The organism is Cellvibrio sp. KY-GH-1, assembly GCF_008806975.1.
GTDB lineage: Bacteria > Pseudomonadota > Gammaproteobacteria > Pseudomonadales > Cellvibrionaceae > Cellvibrio.
In genome coordinates this window covers 947,884-972,838 of the sequence record NZ_CP031728.1, presented here as the reverse complement: position 1 = coordinate 972,838, position 24,955 = coordinate 947,884, and the positions used below count along the sequence as shown (strand labels likewise).

At 46.8% G+C, this 24,955-nt stretch carries 23 protein-coding genes; 16 read left to right on the top strand and 7 right to left on the bottom strand.

The genetic code is table 11. From position 1 onward, the window contains the following. Positions 1–31: 31 nt before the first annotated feature. Both wecB and D0C16_RS04080 read left to right on the top strand, forming a co-directional pair. A complete protein-coding gene (wecB, locus tag D0C16_RS04085) occupies positions 32–1,204 on the top strand; it encodes a non-hydrolyzing UDP-N-acetylglucosamine 2-epimerase (RefSeq protein WP_151031128.1) in 1,173 nt (390 codons plus the stop codon). Positions 1,205–1,247: 43 nt separating this feature from the next. Continuing rightward, complete coding sequence (locus D0C16_RS04080; protein WP_151031127.1) at positions 1,248–2,861, top strand: sulfatase-like hydrolase/transferase; 1,614 nt, start codon at positions 1,248–1,250, stop codon at positions 2,859–2,861. 5 nt (positions 2,862–2,866) lie between these two features. Here D0C16_RS04080 and D0C16_RS04075 read toward each other — a convergent pair whose 3' ends face one another. Together D0C16_RS04075 and D0C16_RS04070 are read right to left on the bottom strand one after the other, a co-directional pair. After that, complete coding sequence (locus tag D0C16_RS04075) at positions 2,867–3,673, bottom strand: class I SAM-dependent methyltransferase (protein WP_151031126.1); 807 nt, start codon at positions 3,671–3,673, stop codon at positions 2,867–2,869. Further along, positions 3,670–4,755, bottom strand: a complete 1,086-nt coding sequence (locus D0C16_RS04070) for a glycosyltransferase family 4 protein (protein ID WP_151031125.1) — start codon at positions 4,753–4,755, stop codon at positions 3,670–3,672. Before D0C16_RS04070 ends, D0C16_RS04075 begins: the two co-directional genes overlap by 4 nt. Positions 4,756–4,882: 127 nt before the next feature. Here D0C16_RS04070 and D0C16_RS04065 point away from each other — a divergent pair, with 127 nt between their 5' ends. The 6 genes from D0C16_RS04065 to D0C16_RS04040 all read left to right on the top strand — a co-directional run bounded on the left by D0C16_RS04065 (position 4,883) and on the right by D0C16_RS04040 (position 12,071). Beyond that, positions 4,883–5,599 carry a dihydrofolate reductase family protein gene (locus tag D0C16_RS04065; RefSeq protein WP_151031124.1) on the top strand — a complete coding sequence of 239 codons (717 nt, stop codon included), beginning with the start codon at positions 4,883–4,885 and terminating at the stop codon, positions 5,597–5,599. A gap of 6 nt (positions 5,600–5,605) precedes the next feature. After that, positions 5,606–6,622 carry a zinc-binding alcohol dehydrogenase gene (locus D0C16_RS04060; RefSeq protein ID WP_151031123.1) on the top strand — a complete coding sequence of 339 codons (1,017 nt, stop codon included), beginning with the start codon at positions 5,606–5,608 and terminating at the stop codon, positions 6,620–6,622. A gap of 83 nt (positions 6,623–6,705) precedes the next feature. Continuing rightward, positions 6,706–7,083 (top strand): 6-carboxytetrahydropterin synthase, encoded by a 378-nt coding sequence (locus tag D0C16_RS04055; protein WP_151031122.1) that lies wholly within the window; start codon positions 6,706–6,708, stop codon positions 7,081–7,083. 21 nt (positions 7,084–7,104) lie between these two features. After that, entirely contained in the window at positions 7,105–7,659 is a 555-nt protein-coding gene (locus D0C16_RS04050) for a metal-dependent hydrolase (protein ID WP_151031121.1), read from the top strand. Positions 7,660–7,836: 177 nt separating this feature from the next. After that, complete coding sequence (locus D0C16_RS04045; RefSeq protein WP_191968639.1) at positions 7,837–11,235, top strand: VIT domain-containing protein; 3,399 nt, start codon at positions 7,837–7,839, stop codon at positions 11,233–11,235. 2 nt (positions 11,236–11,237) lie between these two features. After that, positions 11,238–12,071: a hypothetical protein gene (locus D0C16_RS04040; RefSeq protein ID WP_151031119.1), complete on the top strand. Its 834-nt coding sequence runs from the start codon at positions 11,238–11,240 to the stop codon at positions 12,069–12,071. On the opposite strand, the gene D0C16_RS04035 is transcribed toward D0C16_RS04040, so the two are convergent. From D0C16_RS04035 to D0C16_RS04025, 3 genes are read right to left on the bottom strand one after another with little or no spacing between them, the layout of a single operon-like run. Next, positions 12,037–13,047 carry a lysylphosphatidylglycerol synthase transmembrane domain-containing protein gene (locus D0C16_RS04035; RefSeq protein ID WP_151031118.1) on the bottom strand — a complete coding sequence of 337 codons (1,011 nt, stop codon included), beginning with the start codon at positions 13,045–13,047 and terminating at the stop codon, positions 12,037–12,039. The genes D0C16_RS04040 and D0C16_RS04035 overlap by 35 nt on opposite strands. After that, entirely contained in the window at positions 13,044–14,201 is a 1,158-nt protein-coding gene (locus D0C16_RS04030) for a CDP-alcohol phosphatidyltransferase family protein (protein ID WP_151031117.1), read from the bottom strand. Before D0C16_RS04030 ends, D0C16_RS04035 begins: the two co-directional genes overlap by 4 nt. Positions 14,202–14,247: 46 nt before the next feature. Further along, on the bottom strand, positions 14,248–14,817 hold the full coding sequence (locus D0C16_RS04025; RefSeq protein ID WP_151031116.1) for a TMEM165/GDT1 family protein: 570 nt from the start codon (positions 14,815–14,817) through the stop codon (positions 14,248–14,250). Between the two features lie 461 nt (positions 14,818–15,278). Here D0C16_RS04025 and D0C16_RS04020 point away from each other — a divergent pair, with 461 nt between their 5' ends. The 3 genes from D0C16_RS04020 to D0C16_RS04010 are packed head-to-tail and all read left to right on the top strand — an operon-like array spanning position 15,279 to position 19,109. Continuing rightward, complete coding sequence (locus D0C16_RS04020; RefSeq protein WP_151031115.1) at positions 15,279–16,571, top strand: PAS domain-containing sensor histidine kinase; 1,293 nt, start codon at positions 15,279–15,281, stop codon at positions 16,569–16,571. A gap of 2 nt (positions 16,572–16,573) precedes the next feature. Next, on the top strand, positions 16,574–18,118 hold the full coding sequence (locus D0C16_RS04015; RefSeq protein ID WP_151031114.1) for a sigma-54 dependent transcriptional regulator: 1,545 nt from the start codon (positions 16,574–16,576) through the stop codon (positions 18,116–18,118). Then, on the top strand, positions 18,102–19,109 hold the full coding sequence (locus D0C16_RS04010) for a hypothetical protein (protein ID WP_151031113.1): 1,008 nt from the start codon (positions 18,102–18,104) through the stop codon (positions 19,107–19,109). Before D0C16_RS04015 ends, D0C16_RS04010 begins: the two co-directional genes overlap by 17 nt. 39 nt (positions 19,110–19,148) lie before the next feature. Here D0C16_RS04010 and D0C16_RS04005 read toward each other — a convergent pair whose 3' ends face one another. Next, a complete protein-coding gene (locus D0C16_RS04005) occupies positions 19,149–19,820 on the bottom strand; it encodes a hypothetical protein (protein ID WP_151031112.1) in 672 nt (223 codons plus the stop codon). A 116-nt stretch (positions 19,821–19,936) separates the two neighbouring features. Here D0C16_RS04005 and D0C16_RS04000 point away from each other — a divergent pair, with 116 nt between their 5' ends. Continuing rightward, positions 19,937–20,488, top strand: a complete 552-nt coding sequence (locus tag D0C16_RS04000) for a TetR/AcrR family transcriptional regulator (protein ID WP_191968638.1) — start codon at positions 19,937–19,939, stop codon at positions 20,486–20,488. A 28-nt stretch (positions 20,489–20,516) separates the two neighbouring features. Further along, positions 20,517–21,164 carry a hypothetical protein gene (locus tag D0C16_RS24610; protein ID WP_151031110.1) on the top strand — a complete coding sequence of 216 codons (648 nt, stop codon included), beginning with the start codon at positions 20,517–20,519 and terminating at the stop codon, positions 21,162–21,164. Between the two features lie 88 nt (positions 21,165–21,252). Here the strand turns inward: D0C16_RS24610 and D0C16_RS03990 are convergent, their stop codons facing one another. After that, complete coding sequence (locus D0C16_RS03990; RefSeq protein ID WP_151031109.1) at positions 21,253–21,453, bottom strand: PA3496 family putative envelope integrity protein; 201 nt, start codon at positions 21,451–21,453, stop codon at positions 21,253–21,255. A gap of 252 nt (positions 21,454–21,705) precedes the next feature. Here D0C16_RS03990 and fliE point away from each other — a divergent pair, with 252 nt between their 5' ends. From fliE to fliG, 3 genes are all read left to right on the top strand, one after another. After that, complete coding sequence (gene fliE / locus D0C16_RS03985) at positions 21,706–22,080, top strand: flagellar hook-basal body complex protein FliE (protein ID WP_151031108.1); 375 nt, start codon at positions 21,706–21,708, stop codon at positions 22,078–22,080. A gap of 66 nt (positions 22,081–22,146) precedes the next feature. Then, complete coding sequence (gene fliF / locus D0C16_RS03980; protein WP_151031107.1) at positions 22,147–23,853, top strand: flagellar basal-body MS-ring/collar protein FliF; 1,707 nt, start codon at positions 22,147–22,149, stop codon at positions 23,851–23,853. Beyond that, positions 23,846–24,886 carry a flagellar motor switch protein FliG gene (gene fliG / locus D0C16_RS03975; RefSeq protein WP_151031106.1) on the top strand — a complete coding sequence of 347 codons (1,041 nt, stop codon included), beginning with the start codon at positions 23,846–23,848 and terminating at the stop codon, positions 24,884–24,886. The genes fliF and fliG overlap by 8 nt, the downstream gene beginning before the upstream one ends. The last annotated feature ends 69 nt before the right edge of the window (positions 24,887–24,955 follow it).

Sequence of the window (24,955 nt, the reverse complement as noted above, 5' to 3'; positions counted from 1 at the left end):
TGGAAAGGTTTCGTTTGGAAGGAAACAGGTAATGGTACTAAAAGTATTAATTGTCTTTGGCACCAGGCCAGAAGCAATAAAGTTAGCTCCAGTAATTCATGTTTTGCAGCAGGATGGAGCGATAAACCCGAGGGTTTGTGTGACGCGGCAGCATGGCGAAATGTTGGCGCAGGCGCTTGAGCTTTTTAAGATAGATGTTGATATTGAACTCAAATTTGACGTTGCTGGTTTATCAATTTCCCAATCGCTAGCAGGAATGTTATCTGAATTGCACTCGGTGCTTGTTCAAGAGCAACCTGATGTCGTGTTGGTTCAGGGCGATACAACCAGTTGTATGGCGGGGGCTCTGTCTGCCTTTTACAATCGCATACCGCTTGTTCATATTGAGGCGGGTTTACGTACTGGGAATTTACTTGCACCCTATCCGGAGGAGGGGCATAGGCAAATGGTTAGCAGAATTGCTGATCTTCATATGGTTCCCACTGTGGGGGCTCGCGATCATTTGTTACGCGAAAATATTAGCTCGGCCCGGATTCATGTTACCGGGAATACAGTCATCGACGCGTTACGCTTAGCGCACGATATGTTTCCAGAGGATGCGGACACCGCGTTTGCGCGAAAACTATACGAGCAGTTTGGCATTCCTATGGTTAGGCTCTTAAATCGCATGGTTGTAGTGACTTTACATAGGCGTGAGTCTATAGGCGCACCTTTTTTAGAATTGTGCGGAGTACTAGCGAGATGCGCAACACAACATCCGGATTGGTCATTTGTTTACCCGGTACACCTTAATCCGCTGATTAACCGGAGTGCCCATCAGATATTTGAAGGTATTTCAAATATTTATTTGTTGCCGCCACAGGATTACCTTACCTTTGTTTGGCTGCTGTCCAAGAGTAGTTTTGTTGTTACCGATTCAGGAGGGGTGCAAGAGGAGTCTGAAGCGCTAGGAAAACCTGCGCTAATTGTCCGAAACTGCACCGATCGGCCGGAGACCTTGAGGAATAAAAAAAGCCTGGTAACGACTACCAACGCGCAGGAGTTTGAAAAATTAATTAACCTTTTTCTCTTGGAGTATGGCAGTTCTCCGATCACTACAGTCGCTAATCAGGTGTGCGACGGCATTTTTGGAGACGGTTATTCAGCGCAGAAAATTGTTAATTTCCTCAAGTTGAAATACGGTTACTCATCCAGTGCTGGATAACTACGTCCGAACCTGTTAAAAATTAATCAAAAGCGTTTTCACAATGATTGATCCGATAAAAAAAAATAACAAATTAAAAAACATCCTGAGGTTAGTTCCTGTTGCGCTAATTTTTTGTGCACTGGTTATTCCCAATCGATTGTCTGATATCTATCCCGATAGTTTTGCGCGCCTGCCTTTGGAGTTGTTGTTGCTTGGGTTTGTGCTTTTGGTTCCTGGTTTGGCTGGCAAAGTGTTACGTTGGCTCGCCGCCAGTGTGCTGGCAGCAGGCGTGATTTTTAAAATTGCCGATATGGCAACCTTCAATGTGTTTGCTCGACCATTTAATCCCATATTTGATGCCTATTTGCTCGGGAATGGAATTCATCTTTTAAAAGGAGCGCTAGGCGAAGCTGCGGCGCTGGTTGTCGGCATAGGATTGGTTGTACTAGCACTGCTAATCATTGGTTTGGCATTTTTGTTGTTAAACGCTATTCGCCAAATCCAATTGGCTTACGGAAAAACCAGCGCAGTCGGATTGGTTGGGCTGTTAGTTGTATGGTGTGGCTTGCGCGCGGCGGATTCCCGGTATGCAATTGCTGGCTTTTACGATTTGTTGGCCATGCACACGAGTTCGACAATTGCCAGTGTCACGGATACGCGTGAGTTCCGCAAAGAACTCAACGAATTAAGTCCACGAGCGTCTGCTGTTAAAAATAATCCGCAACTATTTGCTGCACTAAAAGGCAAAGATGTACTGATTATTTTTATCGAATCATACGGTCGTACCTTGTTAGATAAACCCGAGTTTGCAAAAGATTTTCGACCCTTCCTACATCGGCAGGAGCAGCAGTTACGCGATGCAGGAATTGCAATGCGGAGCGCGTATTTAACCTCGCCAACATTTGGTGGTCTGAGTTGGTTTGCCCATGGCACAGCCATGTCGGGTTTATGGATTAATACCCAAACTCGTTACGACACCTTAGTGATGAGTGATTACCCATCGATTAATCGTTTATTTAATGCCGCTGGCTGGCGTACTGTGGCAGTAATGCCAGCTATCAGCATGGCTTGGCCAGAAGGCGAGTATTTCGGTTACGACCAGATTTATCACGCCTACAATTCAGGCTATGAAGGCAAGCCGTTTAACTGGATTACCATGCCGGATCAATTTTCCTTGGCTGCTTTTCGGCGCAATGAATTAGCAGTAGCCAAACGCAAGCCAGTTATGGCTGAGATTGCATTGATTTCTTCCCATGCGCCCTGGACGCCCGTACCGGAATTGGTGGATTGGAATCAAATCGGTGATGGTCAGATTTTTAATTCTCAGGCAACCAGCGGTGATTCGCCTGAAGAAGTTTGGAAAGACGCTGAGCGTGTGCGTATGCAATTTCGGTTGACGACTCAATATTCCATCAGTGCTGTAGTGGATTATTTGGTTCACTATGCCAATGACAATACGGTTGCGTTGGTATTTGGTGATCATCAACCCGCACCTTTGGTTACGGGTAGTACTGAAAACCGCGATGTGCCAGTGCATTTTTTTGCGCGCGATCCAAAAGTCATGGATGCAATAGCCAATTGGAATTGGGCGGAGGGCCTAACTCCAGCGGATTCCGGCCCGGTATGGCGAATGGATGAAATTAAGAATAAGTGGATTGAAACATTTTCCCGGTAGACATTTTATTCACCAGGTAAGGCTAGTAAATCCCAATGCCCAATCACACAACTTCCTGTTGCCGCATGTTGTAAGCGATAGGTTTTCCACTCTCGCAGCGCGTTAGAATCAATTCCATAATTTTCTGCCACAGCCTTAGCGATTCCTTCGATCAAGTTTTCAACTAACGATTGTTGCTCTCCGGATAATTGCCAGGGGCTGGGTGCAACCTGGATTTGATAACCTGCATTTTCTAATTTCATTTTTAAATAATCGGTTGCATTAGGGCCAAGCGCAGGGCCGAAACCTTTATCGCGCAGCTGATCCATATTGAACGCTTCTAGTACAGTTTCATCCAGTGGGTGTGCTGGTGACCATTGGGTTGTTCCATCGTAATTTAGCGCCGTATAAAAAACGGTTTTACGCGTATCGATACGTGCAATTAATGCATCACAAAAGTCTGTCGATGCCAAATCAAAAAGTGCGGAAGCGGTGACGATATTGGCACCGGTTAACGGTAATTCATTCACCACGGTTAAATCGGCTTGATAGTCTTCAATTAATAATTGTTTGCCATGGCGCTTTAAGGCTTCGTCTAATAATTTTCCATCCAGATCTACCAGTCGCCAAACAAAATTGCTTGCGCCGAGCTTTGTCAACGCGCGCACTGTAGAGCCGGTACCCGAACCCAGATCTACAAGAATGCGATCCGGTGAAATCGGGTCTTTTTTTTGTCCCAAGGAATCCAATGCAATTTGCACCAGGTTTTTATCCCGTGCGGTAAAGTCGGCGGGTTCACGTAAATCCAGCCATTCAATCGAAAAACTGCTCATAGATTCCTCAAGTGGTAAATAGTATCGGCGACAATTGCAGCGCAATCCTCCCATGTGGGTAGGGTAAGTGCGGCGCGCTCTGCGCCTAGTTGCAATTGCTGACGATAATTGTGATTTGTTAATAATTCATTGATCGCAACCGCCAGCGCATTTTCATCGGCCGGAGCAACCAGTGTTCCTGCATCGGGAGGCACCAGATCGGGAACAGCGCCGGCGCGCGCGGCAATTATCGGTAGCCCAAAAGATATTGCTTCAGCGAAAGCCATGCCGTAGCCTTCGAAATGAGATGGCAAAATAAATGCATCAGCGCTTTGGTATTCTTCTGTTAAATCATCGCGATTGCCCAGTAGGGCGATGCGATTTTCCAAACCGGTGGATTGAATTAACTGCGTGAGGTTTGTAGCCCATTCTGGGTCAAACGCAGCACTACCTATCCATCGCGCGCTCCATGACAAATGCTTTATTTGCGCGAGTGCTTTGATTAACACGTCATGGCCTTTGCGCTTGGTGAGCGTGGCAACAGTTAGAAGTTGTGGTGTTTGATTGTCGCTTCGTGCGAATTCCTGCCTATGAGTGCCTGGGCGTGCGAGGACGATTTTTTCGTCGGCGACGGAAAAATATTTTACAAGTAATTGTGCGGTTGCGGCGCTGGTTACGATGATCGCATGCGCCGCATTTAGCGCATAAGATTCGGAGGCTTGCAAAAGTTTTTTCTGTGCTTCACTAATGCCTGTTTCAAAGGCCAGTGGGTGATGACAGAGCGCTATAAGGGTTAAACGCTGCGAATGCTGTTGGGCAATAGTGTCCATTACCCCGAAAGCAAGCCCATCGATAATAACCAGGGCGCCATCCGGCAAGTTAGCAAATATCCGGGCTGTTTCAGCTAGCGCGGCAGTGCCGGGGGCAGGAAATTCCGCCGAAAGTGATAATAACTCCACAGGAATGCCGAGTTGTGACAACCCTTTGATCAATTCGCGGTCATAACCATAGCCGCCGGTGAGGTTGCTAAGATCACCGGGCACGGCAAAATAAACAGGGTTATCGGTTGTAGTGGAGTCAGTCATTGCCGGTGTAGTTCGCATTAAAATCGCGTGTTGTGTTGGGGCGGTTGAGTCGGGTGCTAATTCTGCCTTAAGATCGCCCCTACTGACACAATAAAGACCACAAATATAAGGCGTTGTAGTTCAAGCCTTCTTTTCAGTGACCTGCATGAATTTGAATAACACCATCGAAGACTGGCTCACCAGAACCCAGAGAAACCGCGCACCCGCTAACCGACCTTTCGTCACCCTCAGCTATGCCCAGAGTTTGGATGGCAGCATTGCGCTGCGATCCTGTGAGCCCTTAGCGTTGAGCGGTAGTGAATCGCTTCGTTTAACCCACCAGTTGCGCAGCCTTCATGATGGTATTTTGGTGGGGATAGGCACGGTTCTGGCGGATGATCCGCAGCTGAATGTCCGTCATTGGTCTGGCCTTAGCCCGCAGCCGATTGTATTGGATAGCCAATTACGTATGCCGAGCGATGCGCGTTTGCGCCAGTGCGCCGAAAAGCCCTGTTGGATTCTGACCACCCAATCCAATCAGTGGTCAGAGCAGGAAGGCGCCGAGATCTGCTCGTTGCAACCGGGGGCCGATGGGCGTGTATGTTTGCAAAACGCGCTCGCTTTGCTTTATGAAAAAGGCATTCGTCAGCTAATGGTGGAGGGCGGCGCGAACGTGATTACCGCCTTTATCAAGGCACAATTAGTGGATGTAGTGGTTATTACGCTAGTTCCCAAATTTGTAGGTGGTTATAAGGCAGTGGGCGATTTGGAAATCGGCTCGCGCGTCGAATTGCCAGTCATCCAACCCTTTAATACTGAGCGGTTGGGAGATGATGTAATTATGTGGGGTGAGCTTGCTTATCCAACTAATTTATCCAGGTAAAAAGCGATGAAAAGAAATGCGCAACAATTATGGTTTACCGGCCCGCAACAAGTAGCCGTTCGCGCGAATGAAATAGCCTTACCTGCCGCGGGCAGCGTCGTTGTCGAGGTGATTTGCTCTGCCATTAGTGCCGGTACGGAAATGTTGGTTTATCGCGGTCAATTGCCGACTGACATTGCGCTGGATGCAACCATCGACAGTTTGCAAAATCCAACCTATCCCCTGCAATACGGATACGCCTGCGTTGGGACTGTGGTACAACTGGGTGAAGGTGTGGATGAATCCTGGTTAGGGCAAGCGGTGTTCGCCTTTCAGCCCCATGCGAGCCATTTTGTTAGTGCTGTAGAAAATTTAATTCCAGTTCCCGACGATATTGCTGCTGAAGATGCTGTGTTTCTTGCGAATATGGAAACGGCAGTTAACTTATTGCAAGACGGAAAACCCATTATCGGTGAGCGTGTGCTGGTACTGGGGCAGGGTATAGTCGGATTATTATTATCGAGTTTATTGGTTCAAATGCCGCTGGAAGAACTGCTCGCTGCTGATACCTGGAAAAATCGACGCGAGATCGCAGAGCAATTGGGCGTAGCAACGTTTAACCCGCTGAGTGCAGAAGAGCGCCACCTTCAGCAACAACGCTTAAGTGCAGTGCAGGGCGCTGATTTAATTTATGAATTAACCGGTGTGCCGGACGTGCTAAATTTGGCAGTTGATTTCAGTGGATATCACAGTCGCATCGTTATCGGCAGCTGGTACGGCACTAAATCCGCACCAGTTTTCTTAGGCGGAGCCGCCCATCGCAATCGTTTGCAAATTACCACTAGCCAAGTAAGCAGCCTTAGTCCCGAACTAAGCGGGCGCTGGACAAAAGCGCGCCGCTTTGACGTAACCTGGAATATGATTCGCCGCTTACGCCCATCGAAGTTTGTATCCCACCGCGCAGCACTGGAGGAAGCCCCTGTCGTTTACCAGCAATTGGATCAACAACCCGGATCGCTGGTTCAAGCATTGTTTGTTTATTAATTTCCCAGACAATTATTTTTTTGATAACAGTTTTCTGCTAATTGTTCTATTAATCTATTTTTTTTGTGAGTCGAGACGATTTTATGTATAGCCTTGGTGTAAGACGGGATTTTATTGCAAATCATTATTTAGTGGGTGGCGATTGGGGTGCAGAAAACTTTCCCCATGCTCATCATTATATCGCTGAAGTTATTATCGAAAGTGCGCAGCTGGATAAACACGGTTATCTGGTAGATATTGTAGAAGTTGAAGCAGCATTAAATAGCACAATCACTTATTTTCGCGACTCACTGTTAAATGACAAACCTGAATTTGCCGGCTTGAATCCCAGTATTGAACATTTCAGTCGCATCATCAGCGAAAAATTACTCGCCGCCATTAACCCACCCGGAAGCGGATCTTTCACCGTAAAACTTTGGGAAAATGATTTTTGTTGGGCGGCGTATAGGAAGGATTTCTGAACCATTTACGGGGATTAGTTTATGGCTCCAGGTGCTCATCTATTAATAAGTTGGTTGGCAACTGTTGAAGTTTTTAAAGAGCGCAGGGAGCGCGCGTTGGTCACTCTTTGTGGTGTGGCACCAGATCTGGATGGTGCAGGGTTAGTGGTTGACCTGATCACCGGAACTACAAGCTATTATGTGAAATACCATCATTATCTTGGCCACTCTATTATTTCTGCAGTATTTTTGGCTACATTCGCAACCTGTTTTGCCAAATCTCAAAAAGCCCTTGTTTGGCTTGCTTCTTTATTAGTTGTGCATTTGCATATGCTCTGTGATCTTGTTGGTTCCAGGGGGCCTGATGGCTATCAGTGGCCGATATATTATTTCTATCCCTTAAATTCCAAAGGTGTAACTTGGTATGGCCAATGGGAATTGAATGCGTGGCAAAATCAGTTGATTATGCTGTTGCTTTTTGCGCTTTGTGCCTATTATCTAGTAACTAGAAAAATCACATTCCTTGAAGTGTTCAGTAAACACCTGGATAAGGCCGCAATTGGGTTGTATGAAACTTATCTGGTGAAGAAAAAATAGCAAAACATGCTGATTATTTTCGGAATATAATCAGGTGTGTTTTTAGGAGGAAAAATACGAGCTCACTCTGCTCTAAGGGGCATTGGTAGCAAAAGTAGATTGGTTGAATTTTTCGGTAAACTATTCTTTATGTGGTCGCGTTTAATTCTGATAGCTATGTTTTTGGATGGAGCCTATATGCCTGTTGTTAAGCTGATAGTGTTATTTTTCCTGCTTGGTTTATCGCAATATTCTTTATCTGCTCCGTCTGAGGTTCAGACTGTGCCTAATGGCCAATGGGCGTCTGTGAAAATCCTGGAAAATGGTAAGAGTCGATCCTCTGTAAAGGTTAAGCTGTTTTCCTATAAAAATGACATCCTGTTATTTGAGTTTACGGAAAAATCAAAAAAATGCTTCAGTGTAAATAACCTGAGCGATTATCTATCGGTAGAAATTACTAATCTTTGCCCTGATGAAGAAATTCCTATCGACAAGTTATCTTTAAATGGCACTCAATTAGAATTGGTTAGTGGCGATACGCACTATTTTTTCGTTAAAGAGAAGGTGCGCGCTATTTCCAGTAAGGCCTTGAGTAGTGTTTGGGAATGGGGTAATTCAGAAAGTGGTGGCGAAGCCTATGGGCTTAATATCTACCCGGATAACAATGTTCAGTTGACCTCCCATAACGAGGGCGAAAGCCATATGGCGCGCTTGATTATGGCGGATGACTACATGCCTTATATTGTTATGGAAGATACATTTATCCCTGTTTTTTATAGAGGCTCACACCTGGATGTTGTTATAGATGAAAAGCGCTCTTTTCAGCGAACCCATAAGAAATTGCCTTCACAATTTATGACGGATGAAAATGGGTTGCCGGTAGAGATAGAGCATTTTTCCGTAAGTGCAAAAATCAACGGTGACCTGGCAGAAACAACTATTGATATTCGTTTTAGAACCCTGGATTCCCGTGATACTGAAGTGGCTTTCAGTTTGCCATTACCTGCATCTGCCAGTGTAAGTGGGTATAGCCTGGATGTGAATGACCGTATGGTTCCCGCCGTTGTGGTACCCAAAGAGGAGGCGAGGGATGCGTTGGAAACACTGGAGTCGCGCGGCGTAGATCCGGCCATTGCCGAACTTACGCAAAACAATAAATTTCAAACAGAAATATATCCCGTCAGCAAGGAGAATCCGCGTCGTATACAAATTCAGTACCAGGAAACCTTACAAGCAGTTGATGGGACGTATCGCTATAGTATTCCGCTGGATATTCTAGGTAAGTTCAAACAGATTGCCCTCGATATTGAGCTGGAGGGTATTGATGCTATCAGTCATTCACCTTCCTCAGTTATTCGTACCAGGCAATTTAAAACCTATACAACCAGCAAAAATAAAAAGATCCTGCGTTTCAATGCGGACAATTTCTCTGCTGATTCAGAGTTGGCGTTTAATCTAAAACCTCAGAAAGTTTCTGCCTTGCAGGTGCAATCTGGCAGCGATGAAAACATCTATTTTCGTTTGCCACTGCATCTGAACGCAGCACCATTTACACCTGAAAGTATACTGGTCTTGTGGGATACCTCATTATCCATGAAGGCTTATCATGTGCAGTATTTGGTTTGGTTAATAGCCGTCCGGCGCGAATTTCCTGCGGCAAATATCCGCGTCCAACTTTTTTCAACCGATAATCAACAACCAGTGAATTTGACAACATCTGTCGATGCGGTTAAATCCTTCGCGTCGGGTATTGTTTATGACGGCGCATCTGATCTGAATAACATTAAGGGCCTTGTTGCAAGTAAGGAGGTAGCAAATGAGCAGGTAGCAAGTGCGCAGGATTCAACGCTGTTGCTCTTTTCTGACGCTACCCATTCGGTGGGGCTGCTCGATTTGCAAGGCGTTTCCGAACCTGTCTATGCAGTTTATCCTGATGCTCGTACCAGCAATATGCCGCTGCTGGAGACTCTCGCAGCGAAAGGTAATCTGACAAGGGTAAATAATCTTTCAGTTAATGAATTCTTCTCTGTGCTGGATGATGTGGATGTAAAATCCAAAAGTAACAATATTCTTGTGAAACGACGCTTCGATACAAAAAATCCAATAGAAATTTTGGGGGCTCTTAGTAAGGATGATTTGCCTTCTAGCCTTGTCGTTAATATTGATGGGGAAACGAAAGAGCTCCTTGTAACAGATGGCAATCTTTTGGAGGGAAAGTCGATCCAATATCAGTGGGCTACCAATAAAATTCAGCCGTTATTGATTAATCCTCAGCAGCATAAACAAGCCATTATTGATGCGGGAATGAAACATTCGATTGTTACACCCTACACAAGTCTTTTGGTGTTGGAAAACCTGGATGATTACGTTGAATTTGGCGTGAAGCCGCCGGCGCTATTTGATCCGGACAATGAATACGACGAGCTAAGGGCGGAACATGTTGCGCAAGAATCTAAAGCTAAAAGGAAAACTCGAGAGGAGTTATTGGTAGCATGGAAACAACGAGTGGCCTGGTATGAAGACCCGGTAGCGTTTAATCAGCAGTTTCTGAAAGAGAAGAAAGCGCGAGAATCGTCAGCGCTCGATGAGGTCATGGTTACAGGCGCAAGAGCGAGTGCATCAACAGGCGATAGTGTTGAAGAGGTTGTTGTACAGAACCTTGGTGATTTTGATGGTGGAATTAAGGTGGTGGCCTGGAATCCGGATACCCCCTATATGAAGGCTATAAGAGCTGCGCCAATCGAGAAGGCATACATAACCTATTTGCAGCAGCGCAATGAGTATGTTGCAAATATGTCATTTTATATGGATGTTGCTAAATATTTCTTTGACAATAAACAATCAGAAATTGCTTATAAAATACTGAGTAACATTAGCGAACTTATGCCAGAAAAAATGCTGGCTCAGCGGTTGGTAGCCTACACATTGATTGAATATCAGCAATGGGAGCCTGCACTTTTATACCTGAATTTTGTTAATGAGATAGTCCCGTATGAGGCGACGAGTAAACGCGACCTGGCTGTTTTGTTAGAGCGTATGGCGACTTCCGAGACACCCGGGTTAATTGCTCAATCTGCTAATTACTATTGGCAATCCATTCTACTGGATGACAGTTTTCAACATGACCTTGCCATTACGACTATTGGGGAATTGAATAATTTAATTCAGGTTTGGAACGTTGATCCCAACAGTATTTCTGGTTTTGATCAGCGTTTTATCAGCGCCATGGAGTTTGATTTGCGTGTGGTCATTTCCTGGACTAACGACCAGGCGGATATGGATTTACATCTGCATGAACCGGATAAAACAGAAGTTTACTATGGCAATCGCTATTCCAAATCCGGTGCGTGGCTGCCATTTGATAACACCAGCGGGTTTGGCCCGGAAGAATATCTGTTGAAATCGGCCGGTAAGGGAATTTATAAAGTCGCCGCGGATTTTTACTCAAATAGTTCTGTAGAAACCTTCGGGCCGGTTACGGTACACGTGGATATTTATCGCAATTACGGTAGAAAGAATCAGGTGCATAAAGCAACTACTGTGCGTCTGGACAACGAAAAGGATGCGTCGGACTTGGCCGAAATTACAGTGCATTAATTATGAACCTGAAAAAACTCAATATCCGCCGCTCGCTATTCGATATCTCTCTAAAGGTCGCAACCCTGTTAGGGATGGTGGTTATATTGGTTGTTGGCTGGCTTTGTATACATTACCTGCCGCTATTTTTAACAATCGGCGTAATTATTTATTTAGGGTTGGGTTTGCCACGCTGGATTGGTCGGAACGAAAGATTGGTGCGGGCTATACAGGCCAAAGAAAGTGAGTTTCAGAAATGGGGGTTTCATAGTCGTGATCGGGAAGGGCCCTGGTTAAACTATATTGATAAACCTCTGGTTAAGCGGGCGGCGATAGCCGAGGGTAAATATTTTTATAGCGAATGGCTGATTATTCACAACGGGCTTATTGTGGTGAACCCCGGTGCAACCAAAGCAGCGCCCGATAAAGAATTGCGAACCGTCGAATACGATTTTACTAAGACGCGAACCTATGCTTGGGATGGTTGTACACCCAAACGGTGGTTTTTCTGGTTTGCATTATTCGGAACACCAGATTGGGATGAGAAGTTAGAGGTAATTACGACAATTGACGCGGAGCAAAATTGTCTGGTGACAAAAAATCGTTTTTGGCAGCGGGCTCATCACGCCAGCCTTGTTCACGATGCGCTTTACCAATATCTGGATTCTATTCCTTTGAGTAAAAATGACGTGGATGAGTTGTTTTACCAAATGTTGATTGATTCCGGGTTTTATCCGGTGTGCGCACGAGTGTACCGTTTGTTTACGATGTGTGGAGGCGGAGATGTGAAATCTACGCCTGACCGCCAGCCAAAACCGAATTTTAGCTTGGTGAATGTGCCGGCGTTTTTGCTGTGATGTGTCGGCAGCCAGCCATACAGCCCAGTCCAAAAATTAATACGGCGGCGTCCCGCAAACGCATTAATGCAATGACCGTTAATGCGGATTCCATCGACAAGCTCAAATAACTAAATGCCCAGAAAATTGCTGCCTCAATGGTGCCAACGCCACCCGGCAGAGGTAATAGCATCGCCAAACGCATGGCGACAAATATTAATAAAAAGCCGGTAAGGTTGGTGTTCGCGTCTGACATCCACAGAATTAATTGCAACTCGATAAACAAACCGGCCCAGCCAAGAAGCGAAATCAGCAAGGCGCTCAGCAATATTTTTCGCTCAGTGTGTAAGCAGCAGCGCAAATCATCAGTGAGCAAATTCCACTGCGTTTTAACGGAATGCAAATAGCGATGTGTTTGCCATTGATGAGCTACTGTGTTTAGACGCTGGCTTAGCCACTGTGGTTGTTTTATCAAAATAAACCCGACTAGTGATAACAGGCCAATTACGTTAAGTAACGTGATTAGAATATGTTCCCAACTGGCCGTTGTATTAGCTGTCGATACGCTGAGTAGTATGACTCCGAGTATTAGTATCGAAAAGTTCACCCAGAGTTCAAAGAATCGATCCAATCCCAAGGATAGCAAGGCTTTGTGTAAGGCGATTTTTGAGCTCTGCCACAGCCAATATATTTGCAGCGGTTCGCCACCGAATTGTGGCCCAGGTGTAATAAAGCTAATACTTTGTCCCGCTTGTTTGATAAAGAGTAGGCGCCAGAAGTTGATTGGTGCTTTTACTGCCTTACTCAACATCCACCAGCGATAGTTACTGAGTAATAAGATGGCGATATTGGCAAGTACCCAAGGTGCATAATCATTCAGCTTTACACTGCTGAGGCGGGCACCAATTTCAGCAACTGGCAATTGGGCTAGCGTCCATCCAGCAAGCAATAGCGCTGTAATCCAAAGTAATGCAATGACCATTTTTGCTTTAATCATCGCGCACCGTCCTGGCGGTTTACCCAGTTATCATCACCGCGCCATAGGCAAAATTTCCCCGGGCCAAGTAGCAGCAGCCAGCTGGTGGCAAATAAAAATGTTGTTTGATAAAAGCTATTGGTTTCCGGATTTGCCGCTGATGGTAAAACATTTATGGATCCTTGGCTCAACAGGAAACCAGCACCGAGTAACAGCACTAACGCTGTGGTGCGCGCACCGGTGCCGCTGATAACGAGTAAAGCCAGAACCCCCACTAAAATAGTGATGAGAGGGTTTTGATGGAATGTGTGGTGCGCAATACCTAGGAGTAAGATGGCAACGATCAGACGCAGGCCTGGTTGTAAAAGTGTTTGGCTGATGTGATTGATGCGGGAAAAATATTTTATGGTTTGCGGTTTGGTGCCATCAATACGACCAGACACCACCAGCCAATCGATTAAAAAACCAATAAGAATCGGCAACATAAAAGCGATACCGAGTAGTTTAGTAATTTCTGATGAAAAGGCGGGTAGTAAAATGAATGCTACAAATCCCATTTGAAAACCGGCGAACGCGCGGCGCAGTTGGCTGGGCAATAATGGAAAAACAGGGAGTGAATTTTTTTGTCGCCAATAGAGACCAAAAATGAACAGATAATATGCCGCGCTAACCGCAAAAAAACTCCACGCTAATTTGCCCAGTTGAATTGCCAAAACTGGCGCAATCAACAAACCCAAGGCATCAAACACAGTATCCAATTCGCTGCCCAGTAAACTGGTTCTTTGGGTGCGACGCGCAACGAAACCGTCTATGCGATCCAGGGTCGCGGCTATACCGTATAAAATTCCGGGCATCCAAGCAGTTAACCCGGAGGGAACAGGCTGTATAAGAAAGCCGCCCGTGAGTGCAATCAATCCACCGCGCAAAATAGTCAGTTGATTGGCCCAGCCAAGGTCATTAAATAGTGGTGCATTTTGCTGTGGGCGATTTAATTCAAGGCGTCGCCACGTTTGCCAGTAACCAAATAGCCAAAGACTGCTACAAATAAAAAAATATTGCAGTGAATGGATTGTGTTTGTGGAGTAAACGCTGAAAAGGCAACTGACTCCTGCAATGATCAGTAATCCGGCGAAACCAATTATGCGCAACTCTCGATAAGTTTGTGTGCTTTGCATATATTGGTCTCGCTAAAATTATTATTGTTTGGATGTTATCGCTGTATTAGCTAGTAATCAGTGTCACAATTCCGAGCCCAATAAAAATAACACACGCCCCCTTGTGAGCGAGACCCAAGGGCAATTTATCCATTAACCATTTGCCCGCAAAAATTACCGGGACATTGGCAATTAGCATTCCGACTGTGGTTCCTGCAATCACCGCCATAGTCATCAACAGATCCGCAGAGTACTTTGTTGCCAGTATTACTGTCGCAATTTGGGTTTTATCGCCAATCTCGGCCAGGAAGAACAATACCAGTGTGGCCAGGAATGGCCCGTAGTTGGCAAATCGACCCATCTCATCATCTTCTTTATCGGGAATTAGCAACCAAAGACCAATTGCGATAAAGCTGCTACCGACAATCCAGGGAATCCAGTGTGATGGAATAACATCTGCCAATACCGCACCCAGCCATGCGGATAAACCGTGGTTGATCAAGGTGGCGATAAGAACTCCCGAGCTGATAATCCACGGGCGGCCGTAACGTGCGGCCAGGAATAAAGCGAGCAATTGGGTTTTGTCGCCGATTTCGGCGATGGAAACCGCGAGGGTTGAGCTGAGGAATGCTTCCATTGAAAAGTACCAGGGCGGGATGAATACACGAGATACAACGCTGTCCCGCCCGGGGCCAGAGTGGTATCTCAGGTCTCATCAATCCGACGTGTGCTGGTTCAGCACGACAGAGGACGCTTTTGCCATGTCGAATGAGCGACAAGTTTGTTGACAAAAGCGCTCGGCATTAACAGCGTAAGCGCGGATAAATGCCAGAGCAGATTACTCCCCCGAGAGGGTAGCGGCATTATAGGTAGTGGCATTAAAACCGACAAGTCCAAGTCTTGTATTTCTGATGCGTTCAGCCAAATCTTTGACTGCTGATGCAGAATTCTACAGCTATCTTATTGATAAATATATAAAAGTTAGATTGGCATTGCGTTTGCAATCACCTGAATAACCAAAGAGTAAATGCTGAGAATTCGATGGATTCTTGACGTTTGCCGGTAAAACTAAATCGGTTTCCACCATTCGGGGTTTTTATGACGCAAGCTGCACCCAGTTTGATTAAGGCGGCTCCTACCAACAGCCAGCATTTGAGTTTGCTGGTGCCGGAGCAGGCCAAAGTGGCGGGAAATCTCGCTACGAAATTGGCGCTTGCCGATAAAAGCCGAGCAAGTGAAAGCTTCAACCAGATGTCGGAACAACTGGCTGATTCCTATCATTTGCTGGAAAACAGGGTTGCCGAATTAAATCAGGAATTGAATCACCTGAGTGATCGCCGATTCGCAGAATTAGCGGAAAAAGAAAAACTCGCCAATCGCCTCGAAAGTCTACTGAATTTCCTGCCTGGCGGGGTTGTGGTGCTGGATTCCTCTGGCAAGGTGGCAGAATGCAACCCTGCAGCTTTGCAATTACTGGGTGAACCCTTGCAAGGGGAATTGTGGCGGGATGTGATCAAACGCAGTTTTGCGCCGCGCAACGATGACGGTCACGAAGTGTCGCTGAAAGATGGTCGCCGGGTGAGCATTCAAACCCGCAACCTGGGTGAAGACGGCCAAATTATCTTACTGACCGATCAAACCGAAACCCGTCGATTGCAAAGCGAGTTAAGTCGCCATGAACGATTGTCTGCACTCGGAAAAATGATGGGCGCTTTGGCTCACCAAATCCGCACACCACTTTCCTCTGCAATGCTCTATGCCGGACATTTGTGCAACGGAAAGTTGGATGATGAGCGCCGTCAGCAGTTTTCAGAAAAAATCCTTGGGCGGTTGAACAATATCGAACGTCAAATTCAGGACATGCTGTTTTATGTTAAAGGTGAATTGCCATTAAACGATGTTATTTCCGTTGCACAGTTGCAAGAGGAATTAGCGGAAGCGATGGAAGTTCCTTTAATGACCAGCGAGTCAACCTGCGAATGGGTGATCCGCACGCGCGAACAATATATCCAATGCAATCGCGCGGCATTAGTCGGTGCGTTATTAAATTTGGTAAATAACGCTATTCAAGCCGCAGAGCGAAACGCCAAATTGCGTATTGAATTTAATCTCTATCCAAACGCCCTGAATGATCCAAAGCTCGCGGCGGAAGCGCCGCAATTGTGGATTCGTGTATGTGATCAGGGCCCGGGAATTCCACCAGAAATGCTGAATAACGTGGGCGATTTATTTGTAACTTCCAAAGCCCAGGGGACAGGTTTGGGGTTAAGTGTGGTGAAAGCCGTTGCACGTGCACACCACGGAAAATTTTTATTGCAATCAACGTTGGGTAAGGGCACTTGTGCCAGCGTATTGCTGCCTTTCGCTAATTTTACAGGGGTAGGGGAATAATCATGGCTTTGGCATTGCAACAAGCAGAATTTGAACATGCAATCAAGGTGTTGGTTGTTGAGGACGATAACAACTTGCGAGAAGCCCTAACCGATACCTTACAGTTGGCCGAATATTCGGTGCTTCCCGTTGGCAGTGGCGAGGAGGCATTAAAGCAATTGGCACTCTATAACGATATCCGGATGATTGTTTCCGATGTAAATATGGGTGGCATGAGTGGCCACGATTTATTGCGTGCCGTGAAGCAAGATTATCCGCAAATTCCGATGATGTTAATTACCGCTTATGCAAGCATTAGTGAATCTGTTGATGCAATGAAGCAAGGTGCGGTTGATTATTTGGTAAAACCGTTTGCACCGCAAACTCTGGTCGAAACTGTGGCTCGGCACTTAGGGGTTGCGCAGATATCGGGTGATGAACCCGTGGCTATGGCCCCATCGAGCAAGCAACTGCTGCAGTTAGCGCAACGCGTTGCACAATCTGATTCCACTGTATTAATTGTGGGTGAATCGGGTACCGGTAAAGAAGTGCTCGCGCGTTATATTCACGATCATTCACCGCGCCGCAATCAACCGTTTATCGCAATTAACTGCGCTGCTATTCCAGAAAATATGTTGGAAGCCATGTTGTTTGGTCATGAAAAGGGTGCTTATACCGGCGCGCATACCAGTAGCCCGGGAAAATTTGAACAGGCGAATGGCGGCACCTTGTTGCTCGATGAAATTTCAGAAATGGATATTGGTCTGCAAGCAAAATTGCTGCGCGTTTTACAAGAGCGTGAAGTGGAGCGTTTAGGGGGCCGCAAAACCATTAAGTTGGATGTGCGCGTAATCGCTACATCAAACCGCGATATGCGCAGCGAAGTAGTCACCGGAAAATTTCGCGAGGACTTGTATTATCGCTTGAGTGTATTGCCGTTGCAGTGGGCACCATTGCGTGATCGCCTTGAGGATATTATTCCGCTGGCGGATAAGCTCTTGCAAAAACATGCTCATAAACAAAATCGTCGCGGTGTGAATTTGTCGCCCTCAGCGCAACAGCAGCTGCTGGCCTACCCATGGCCGGGCAATGTACGTGAACTGGATAATATTATGCAGCGCGCCCTGATTTTGCAGCCCGGTAAATCAATTCAGGCGGAGGATTTGGGTTTGGGGGCAAATGGTCCATATTCACAAAGCCCAATGCACTACAGCCAAAAACCGAATTTGTTGGAGGCGGCACAAGCCATTAATCCAAATGTTGATTTCGAATCTACGGGTGAGTCATCATTCGCTACACAGGCTTACGCCCGCGCCAGCCAATTTCCGGTGGGTGGAATTGCTGAAAATATTGCGCTGGTAAGCAACCAGCCTGTGCATCATTCTTCGTTGAACAACCCTGCACTGGGTAACGACCTGAAGCAGCGCGAATATGAAATTATTATGAACACCCTCCGCAACGAACGTGGTAGTCGCAAAAACACCGCAGAGCGGTTAGGAATTAGTGCGCGTACATTGCGTTATAAAATTGCGCGCTTGCGTGAAGAGGGGTATGAGATTACGGAGTGATAAAATTCTACGTTCTAACCTTATTTGTTGCATCCTGCTCGTTTGCACACTCGTCGGATGCGGAAGGCCAGCCGGTTATCCCGATGCTTGGGCCGCACCCGATAAAGGCTGGTTTTTTAATCGACTCAATGATTGCCCGGACCTGCGTGGCCACTACGATGGTGCAAATGAAAGTTTGATCGCTTCATTGATCGGTATGGATAGCATCCGCATGCGTGAACGTTTCGTTGATCAACACGTGGAAATTCGGCAACCGGATGATGGTGTATGGATAGAGTTCGAATTTTCCATCAATGAAACCGGTGTTGAACAACTCGCCGCGGGAAGCCCGGGGCGTACTGTCGACGGTGTATACCGTAAGATCCGTTACCAACGGAACCACGATTATTACTGCAGCGATGGATTTGTGGTGCGTGACGGCGTTGAGAAAAATCACGTGTACATTGGTAAAGATAGCGATAAAGGATTAATCGTCGGAGAGGAATCTTCAGTGGATAATTCAATTCGCTGGGGCGACAGCCCATCAATTGATTTACCTGACGGGCTACGCACACGCTGGTTCCGCTATCCTCATCGCGACCCGATTCACGACACATCTTTTCTTCAGCAAGGTTCTGTTCAAATTAGCCGCGCTGACTGGTTGAATCGCGATTCAGTACCAGTTTACATCTACAGCCTCGCCGTTTCTCCAGTCTGTATTCGCTTGCAATACCAATATAGCGCCAAACATTTTACCGAGAGTTTTGTTGCATCCCCCAGCGAGCGCTGCCCAGCTCCTTGGGGCGAGCTTCAAATCGGCGACAGTAAAATAGTGCAAATGGAATTTCCCGAATATTCCGACAGCATTGATAGCTACCACTTACAAATACGGCCCGCAAATCCATCGTTCGGCAGGGAGGCGAGTCTCGTCATTACCGACGCAAGACAATTACCCACCAAAAAAAATGCGCCGGTGTTGATGGTAAGTGGACTCGATATGCGGGTGCCCTAGTAATCAAAAAAGCCGGCGCTTTAGATTTTTCTACCACTCCTATCTGCGCGAGTTCCACAACAAACAGCACGCAAGTGCACAAAACCAGAGGCTAATAATCAATACAAATAGGCTCATTCCTTTCACATTCAAAACCCAGTTACCGGTAGCCACTACACACAAGCTGGTACCGCCCATTAATAGCCCTGCGAATCCTACCCAACGAAAGAATTTATTATCGCGAACCAAATTGCTGCTCCAGCAAATCACCGCACATAACCATGCGAAGGCCGCAGCATTCGCTAGCACCTGATTCGCCTCCATCAATAAGCGGGATTGAAATTTAAAAATTGCCACTTGCTCAGCGGTGTTGATCTCTGCTCCCAGCAGCATTGCAGGCGCGAGAAAACCGCTAATCAACGCTGCGCCAGTCATCGCTAATCCGCCTGCGGCAAATACACCGCTTCCGAGCCAAACGATGGGGGTATTTTTTGCGGCAGCATAGAGCGCAAATAACCAAACGTAGACGAGCACCACCAGGCTTAATAAGCCGTGCACATGCATAGTCAGGCCGGCAATTTGAGCCATTTGTTCAATTTGGGCTTCAGGTTGCGATGCGCTGATACGCGGGTGATGCGCCATGCCCGCGTTCGCCAGAATGGATAGGGCAATTAAGGTCCAGCTAATAAAACGGTAATAGGAATTTGTTCTTTGTTCGTTTTCGTTTAACACAATGTCTCCAGAGATAGTTATTTATATGGAGTTCCAGCCTAACAAGGGCGTATGGATACTTGGCGGACAATACGATTAGAATGTCCGTCATCTACAAAAAAACGTGGGTAAATCGTGTGACTGAGGAATTTGAAGGAGACAAACGGGCCGAGCGCACGCGGTTAGCGTTGCGTAATGCTTTTTTTGAATTGGTGTTATCGCAGCCTTATGGCAGGATAAAAATTGCAGACATCATCGCCAAGGCCGATGTGGGCCGCTCGACCTTTTATGAACATTATAAAAATAAAGGCGATCTGCTCTATGCAAGTTTGCGCTGGCCGATGACTGTCTTGGCTTCTGCCATGTTACCCCCGAGCAAAGTGTTGGATGTACAGGGGATACTGGAGCATTTTTGGCAGAATAGAAGTTTTGCACGCCCTATATTGACGGGCGCTGCACGTAAGCATGTCAATAGTTGCCTTAGCCAAATACTTATGGCGCAATTGCATAACATGTCTTCACCTTTACAAAATCGCTATGTACCTGTATCCGCTATTGCACAGGCGCTAGCCGCAACTCAACTCACTTTGTTGGCTGACTGGTTGACAGGCGTTTATGCCACGACACCCGATAAACTTGCGAAACAATTAATGCTTACCAGTAGGGCGATTGCCATTCCTTCTGTGTGAAAGCAGTCCTAATTGAGTAGGAGCCGTGATGTTTTATGTTATTGTTGGAATTGTTTTGTTGATATCGGCAACCGTTTTTTATCTGGGCGCAAAGGGCCATAGGCGCACTACTTACATAACCACCTATAAGTTTCCCCGCTACATACAAGAAAAGCTTGGGCAAAAATATCCGCACCTGAATCCCACTCAATTGTCGGTCGTTCAAAAGGGAATGCGGCAATATTTTTTAATGTGTCTTCAGGCCAATAAACGCATGGTGGCTATGCCATCCCAAGCTGTTGACGACTTTTGGCACGAATTTATTTTGAACACCAAAGCCTATCGCGAATTTTGTAGTGACGCCTTTGGGCGTTATTTGGATCATGTTCCGGCAGAAGCCATGAGAGATAAAACTCATGCGCAAGAAGGAATTAAACGGGCTTGGCGATTGGCGTGTGCGCTTGAATCCATCAACCCCCAACACCCAACACGACTACCTCTAATCTTTGTGTTGGATTCCCTGTTAACTATTCCCGGAGGTTTTCGCTATTCGTTGGACTGTGAAAAAAGAAATGATGACGGCGGAGATGGTGGCGGATTTTGCGCGAGCCACATTGGTTGCGGTGGTGGCTGCAGTGGTTCAAGCGGCGGCTGCGGTAGTGATGGTGGAAGTGGGTGTGGCGGTGGAGGTGACTGATTGTAGGAGCGCCACTCACTTTGCCCGATATAACGGCTAAAAGCTGGCCGCGGCGAGCAGCGCCCCTTTGTTAAATTTCACTGGGAATTTAATGCAAATAATCAAACTCATATTCGCAAGTTTCGCGCTGTAATTTTTTTGCTTCCCATTTTTCTTCCAACTTTCTACGACACTCCATGTTTCGGCGGATTTGCTGACGTTTGCTTTTTGAGATAACCACGTCGGCAATAAAACTGGCCATGGCGCTATCCAGTAACTCCTGTTCGTTCATTACGTCGACTTGGCTCACGGTAATCTCCTTGTTAAACGCTGATATCGATATTTCAGTTCGATCCTATGCGCAGCAAGTGACAAAAAAATGAATGCTCTGCGACAAATTGATTACCGTTTTTTGGTTGCGTTTTAGCCCAATTCAGGCAACAGCTTGCCGGGCGGCAAAGGTTGGCCTGCTTTGTGCAAAATCCCTTGCAATGATGAATTTCGTCGCACAAATGCCAAATTTTTGTCGGTACAGGTTGCGATTAAAAGGGGGGATAGGATCATGACTGATCGCGTAGACATTAGCCGCTTGCTGGGTGAAATGCGCAGTTTAAAGGCGCAAACCCAGGTGTTTCAGCGCCCGCAAGGCATAGCAGATGCGCCGGGTGGCTTACGCAGCCTGGGCGCGGTGCCGGTTGAAAACCCCACCAAGGTTCCCAGCTTCGGCGATTTAATGACGCAGGCAATTAACAAAGTTAACGACGTGCAAAAGAGCTCGAGTGACATGGCGGAAGCTTATGAGCGCGGTGTTGCTGGTGTGGATATTACGGATGTGATGATTGCCTCGCAGAAATCTTCGGTTGCTTTCCAGGCTACGGTACAGGTGCGTAACAAACTGATTGAAGCCTATCGCGACGTAATGAATATGCCTATTTAGCCATTAATTAATTCTGATTAAAAAAAACAGCTAACCGCTAAACAGTAATTCCAAGGTGTAATGATTATGGCTACTCCCGCCGCTGATGCTGACAACCTTCCCGCTGAAAAAAATAAAATCGGCGGTGACTTTTTGGAAGGGTTAAGTAGCCTGAATTTGCTACGCCAAGTTGGCTTGATGGTAACTCTGGCTGCGAGTGTCGCGATCGGTTTTGCGGTGGTGATGTGGATTCAGGGCGATGACTACCGCCCACTCTATGGTCGTATGGATAACCTGGATGCTGCGAACGTAGTGGATGTTCTCGAACAGAACCAGATTAAATTTAAAGTAGATCAAAACTCCGGCGCAATTCTCGTTGCCGCCGAAGACGTGCACATGGCGCGTTTGAAATTAGCTGAATTTGGCTTGCCTTCCAGCCCTACGCAGGGCTTTGAATTAATGGATAAAGAGCAGCCATTGGGTACCAGCCAGTTTGTGGAAGGCACTCGTTACCAGCGCAGTATTGAAGGCGAGCTTGCGCGTACCATCACCAGTATTACCAGTATTCGCAGCGCGCGCGTGCATTTAGCCATTCCTAAAAAGACTGTATTTGTGCGCGATGCAACCAACCCGACTGCGTCGGTGTTCGTTGAAGTATTTGCCGGCCGGTCAGTTGATCCGGCACAGGTTAAAGCCATTATGAATTTGGTCGCCTCTTCAGTGCCGGGCATGAAAATGGCTGACGTAACAGTGGTAGATCAGCACGGAAATTTGTTGTCGACGGGGGAAGACAGTGCGGATCTATTGTTAGCTGAAAAGCAACATAAATACTCCAAAGATGTGGAATCCAGTGTTATTAAACGTATTAACAGCATTCTTGAACCCGTAGTTGGCTCCGGAAAATTCCGCGCCGAAGTCAGTGCCGACATTGATTTCACGGCGGTGGAGCAAGCTGCGGAGACTTTCAATCCGGATTTACCTGCGATTCGTTCCGAACAAACCTTAAACGAAACCCGCCGTGCAGGCGATGTGGCTGCGGGTATTCCCGGTGCGCTCACCAACCAACCACCGGGCACAACTACCCAGGTTCCCGAACAAATCGACCCGGCTACTGGCCAACCTGCAGCTGCACAGCAACCAACGAATAACCGTGAGCAAGCCACACGTAACTACGAGTTGGATCGCACGGTTAGCTACACCAAACATCAGCAAGGTTCACTCAAACGTTTGACCGTAGCAGTGGTGGTGGACGATAAGATGGTTATGAATGCTGATGGCACCCAAACTTTAGTGCCCTGGACCGAAAACGAATTGGAGCGCTTGTCTATACTGGTGAGGGATGCGGTTGGGTTCAGTGCAGTTCGTGGTGATAGCGTCAATGTTTTGAACTCGGCCTTCGCCAATCGCGTAGAAGATCCAACCGCAGGCATGGAAATCCCCTGGTGGGAGCAATGGATTATTCCCAATATTAAATACATTGCCAGCGTTCTGGTGATACTACTGATTGTGTTTGGATTGCTGCGGCCCATGTTTAAAAGCCTTTCCAAGCAAGGCGGTAAGCTTGCTGAAGAGGAAGAAGCGCGGCAGTTGGCAGCATTGGAAGCTGCTGGCGGCATGGCTGGACTGGAAAATATGTCTGATGAGACTGTCACGCTTACCGGTGGTCATGCGCTCTTGTTGCCCGGGCCTGAACAGGGTTACGAAGAACAAATTAATGCTATTAAAGGTTTGATTGCCGATGACCCGGGCCGCGTTGCCCAGGTTGTTAAAAAGTGGATAAATCGCGATGACTGATGCAAATACTAATGATAAAGCGGTCGCTACAAAACCAGCGCTGAAAATGCGCTATGTAGATCAAGCGGCGATTTTATTAATGTCACTCGGTGAAGCCGACGCGGCTGAAATTCTCAAGCACATGGGGCCGAAAGAAGTACAGCGTATTGGTGCCGCCATGACGCAATTACAAAACGTGCAGCAATCGGAAGTGCAAGCGGTACTTGCCAACTTTTTGGATGAAGTACGCACCCTAACAGGCTTGGGTGTAGGTGCTGATAATTACATCCGCAAAATGTTGGTGACGGCGTTGGGCGAAGATAAAGCCAACAGCTTGATCGACCGTATTTTAATTGGCGGCAACACTACTGGTTTGGATACGCTGAAATGGATGGAGGCGCGTTCGGTCGCCGATATTATCCGCAACGAACACCCGCAAATTCAGGCAATTGTTATCGCTTATCTGGATGCGGATCAGTCTGCAGAAATCCTCGGTTATTTCCCCGAAAAAGTTCGCCTCGATATTATGATGCGTGTAGCATCACTCGATACGGTACAGCCTAGCGCATTGCAGGAACTGAACGATATTCTGGAAAAACAATTCTCCGGTAACGCTGCGTCACAAACCAAAACGATGGGCGGCTATAAAGTCGCGGCGGAAATTATGAACAATTTGGATGGTTCTATCGAGGCAGAGTTGATGGAGGGTATCAAAGAGATCGACGAAGACATGGGCAATCAGATCCAGGATCTTATGTTCGTGTTCGAAAACCTCAAGGAGGTGGACGATCGCGGAATCCAGGCACTGTTGCGCGAAGTATCTTCCGACGTATTGGTGGTTGCGCTCAAGGGAGCCGACGACGAACTCAAAGAAAAAATCTTCAAAAATATGTCCAAGCGCGCCGCCGAATTGTTGCGCGACGATTTGGAAACCAAGCCGCCTATGCGCCTGGCCGATGTGGAAGCAGCGCAAAAAGAAATTCTTATTACTGCACGCCGCATGGCCGATGCCGGCGAAATCATGTTGGGTGGTGGTGGCGATCAGATGGTTTAATGGATCGCCCATCGTTTTGCTCACTATTTGATGTAACTCGTTATCGTTAATCAGGCTAAATGCGATTGG

Bases quoted from the DNA above. Each gene is read 5' to 3' on its own strand.
- D0C16_RS04020 (WP_151031115.1), top strand. From the start codon at position 15,279: ATGACGCAAGCTGCACCCAGTTTGATTAAGGCGGCTCCTACCAACAGC.
- D0C16_RS04050 (WP_151031121.1), top strand. From the start codon at position 7,105: ATGGCTCCAGGTGCTCATCTATTAATAAGTTGGTTGGCAACTGTTGAA.
- wecB (WP_151031128.1), top strand. From the start codon at position 32: ATGGTACTAAAAGTATTAATTGTCTTTGGCACCAGGCCAGAAGCAATA.
- D0C16_RS04010 (WP_151031113.1), top strand. From the start codon at position 18,102: ATGAGATTACGGAGTGATAAAATTCTACGTTCTAACCTTATTTGTTGC.
- D0C16_RS04055 (WP_151031122.1), top strand. From the start codon at position 6,706: ATGTATAGCCTTGGTGTAAGACGGGATTTTATTGCAAATCATTATTTA.
- D0C16_RS04075 (WP_151031126.1), bottom strand. From the start codon at position 3,673: ATGAGCAGTTTTTCGATTGAATGGCTGGATTTACGTGAACCCGCCGAC.
- fliG (WP_151031106.1), top strand. From the start codon at position 23,846: ATGACTGATGCAAATACTAATGATAAAGCGGTCGCTACAAAACCAGCG.
- D0C16_RS04065 (WP_151031124.1), top strand. From the start codon at position 4,883: ATGAATTTGAATAACACCATCGAAGACTGGCTCACCAGAACCCAGAGA.
- D0C16_RS04030 (WP_151031117.1), bottom strand. From the start codon at position 14,201: ATGCAAAGCACACAAACTTATCGAGAGTTGCGCATAATTGGTTTCGCC.
- D0C16_RS04015 (WP_151031114.1), top strand. From the start codon at position 16,574: ATGGCTTTGGCATTGCAACAAGCAGAATTTGAACATGCAATCAAGGTG.
- D0C16_RS04070 (WP_151031125.1), bottom strand. From the start codon at position 4,755: ATGCGAACTACACCGGCAATGACTGACTCCACTACAACCGATAACCCT.
- fliF (WP_151031107.1), top strand. From the start codon at position 22,147: ATGGCTACTCCCGCCGCTGATGCTGACAACCTTCCCGCTGAAAAAAAT.
- D0C16_RS04080 (WP_151031127.1), top strand. From the start codon at position 1,248: ATGATTGATCCGATAAAAAAAAATAACAAATTAAAAAACATCCTGAGG.
- D0C16_RS24610 (WP_151031110.1), top strand. From the start codon at position 20,517: ATGTTTTATGTTATTGTTGGAATTGTTTTGTTGATATCGGCAACCGTT.
- D0C16_RS04040 (WP_151031119.1), top strand. From the start codon at position 11,238: ATGAACCTGAAAAAACTCAATATCCGCCGCTCGCTATTCGATATCTCT.
- D0C16_RS04045 (WP_191968639.1), top strand. From the start codon at position 7,837: ATGCCTGTTGTTAAGCTGATAGTGTTATTTTTCCTGCTTGGTTTATCG.
- D0C16_RS04025 (WP_151031116.1), bottom strand. From the start codon at position 14,817: ATGGAAGCATTCCTCAGCTCAACCCTCGCGGTTTCCATCGCCGAAATC.
- D0C16_RS04060 (WP_151031123.1), top strand. From the start codon at position 5,606: ATGAAAAGAAATGCGCAACAATTATGGTTTACCGGCCCGCAACAAGTA.
- fliE (WP_151031108.1), top strand. From the start codon at position 21,706: ATGACTGATCGCGTAGACATTAGCCGCTTGCTGGGTGAAATGCGCAGT.
- D0C16_RS04035 (WP_151031118.1), bottom strand. From the start codon at position 13,047: ATGATTAAAGCAAAAATGGTCATTGCATTACTTTGGATTACAGCGCTA.